Here is a 1,932-nt window from a genome sequence, read left to right on the forward strand (position 1 = left end):
GTTCCCGAACAGGGAAACCGCTCCATCGAAGCACCCCCACCGGAGACCTCTCAAAGTCAAGGGATCACACCGTGTCCCAGCCGCTGATCAGACCGCCGGCGGGGGCTACTTCTAACCTAAATGCCGCGTACACGGTCACGCTCATCGCGTCTGTGCCGCTGGGTCAAGGTGACTACTCGTCCGCGGGCGTCTCGTTCGGCGCTGCCCATCCAGTCTGTCGACGCCAGGCTCGGGGCGGTTCGTACTCGGTGTCCCAGGGCATTGGCATGTACGACCGGCATGCCGGTTGCCGTGGTCCGGGCCACGGGTCGCCGAACGAGCGTCGGCAGGCACAGACATTGTCGACATTCGGGTTGCGGGGAATCCGGAAACGCGGAGGTTTCAGGGCCGCTCCATAGTCGAGCACAGCCTCCTTGAGAATCGGCGCTGCGGTGGCTGACACGAAAAGCCACGCACCAGGACAGCCGTATTGGGCGTCCTGGGCAACAGCGTCGGACTGGGGGTCCACGAGCTCGAATACATAGGTGGTTCCGCAACAACCGCCATCCTCTATGTCGATTCGCACGGCGCCGCCGAGATCTTGAATGGCCTGGACAGCGGAGTGGGACACCTGAAACGGTGGCAGGACGTTCGCGTCAGTCATGGGCACGGTGTATCACTCAGCACTGACAAGGCAACACCCGACCTCGGGCTCGCGGCTGGACGTCGTCCGGGGACGCACGCATCTGCCGCGGGGTGCGCGGACGATAGCCTTCGGCTGGATGTGTGGCTATCTCGTGCGTTCCGCGCCGACCCGCCTGACGCTAGACCACACGCCACGGCTGCGAATCCAAGGCGTCGAGCACAGCTTGGAAGTCACTTACCAGCCGGGTCAATCCGAGCAGTTTCGCGGGGAACGCTGTGGGGGACGCGGCGAAGGCTGCCTCGTCGAAGCCAGCGTCGAGCCTCGTCCTCGATGTAAAGGGGAGACTGGAGGCGACCTCTTTTTCGAGCTCGCGGGCTTCCGATGCGAGAGCCGAAGTCGGTTTGACCCCTATCTTCCGGAGTATCCCCCTAGGCTGCACTGGAGGCATCGAACAGGCATCCGTGAGGCGCGCGGTGGCGTCAACGATCCACGGATGAGCCCCGTCCACCGGTAGCGGGATCGGGATGCTTTGGACGGCGTGAATGGCCGTCGCATTTACGGCTAGGGACACGCCCGAAGGGTCCTCGTGGACATTCACGTAGCGGTACACATTCACGCCCTGTCCGCATACTTCCGCAAGGTAGGCGTCGCCGACGAAGTTGGTGGGCTCCTTGTGGACGCCTGCCTGGATCACAGAGTCGGGCCTGAGTTTCACGCGGTGGAGGAAGAACTGTTCGCTAGAACCGCTCTGGTCGTCCATGCGTCTGAAGATGTTCTCTATCGCGGCCTCGTAGGTGCCGATGTGAAGAGCCTTGTCCTTCTGTCGCGCCGCCCATCGCTCGACGGATCCGGGCCCCGCCATCGACTCCATGCGTCGCCTGGTGTCGTCTGTGAACTTCCCAGCGGGATCGAAGTCCCTCTCCGGCCAGTTCTCGTGAGTTGATGAGTGGTACCAGTAAGAAGCGAGCACTGCTGTGTTGTTGTGCGAGGGGTCATCTGGTCTTGCGCAGAAGTCGGGACGATCCTCACCCCGGCAATCGGTGCCGCACTCCGGGCACGGTTCAAGACCCTGATTGAAGCGGTCTAGGGCGTGTCGCGTAACTGGTCTCGTAGGCAGATGATGGTGCTGGCCAGGACGAGGCCGGCGCGGTAGTTGCGAGCGAGTTTGTCGTAGCGGGTGGCGATGGCGCGGAACTCCTTGATCCGGTTGAAGAAGCGTTCCACCACGTTCCTGCCCTTGTAGATGGTGGGATCGAAGGCAGGTGGGCGACCGCCGCGGCTGCCCTTGGCCTTGCGACGGGCGATCT

Annotated in this window: 2 protein-coding genes; both read right to left on the reverse strand. The window is 63.1% G+C overall.

The window, feature by feature from the left end:
- Nucleotides 1-803 precede the first annotated feature (803 nt).
- Nucleotides 804-1,595 carry a hypothetical protein gene (locus H5397_RS17280; protein ID WP_182818975.1) on the reverse strand — a complete coding sequence of 264 codons (792 nt, stop codon included), beginning with the start codon at nt 1,593-1,595 and terminating at the stop codon, nt 804-806.
- Between the two features lie 113 nt (nt 1,596-1,708).
- A partial coding sequence (locus H5397_RS17285; protein ID WP_182814264.1) for a transposase occupies nt 1,709-1,932 on the reverse strand: 224 nt, incomplete at its 5' end.

The organism is Propioniciclava sp. MC1683, from assembly GCF_014164675.1.
In the GTDB taxonomy this organism is placed as follows: Bacteria; Actinomycetota; Actinomycetes; order Propionibacteriales; family Propionibacteriaceae; genus Propioniciclava.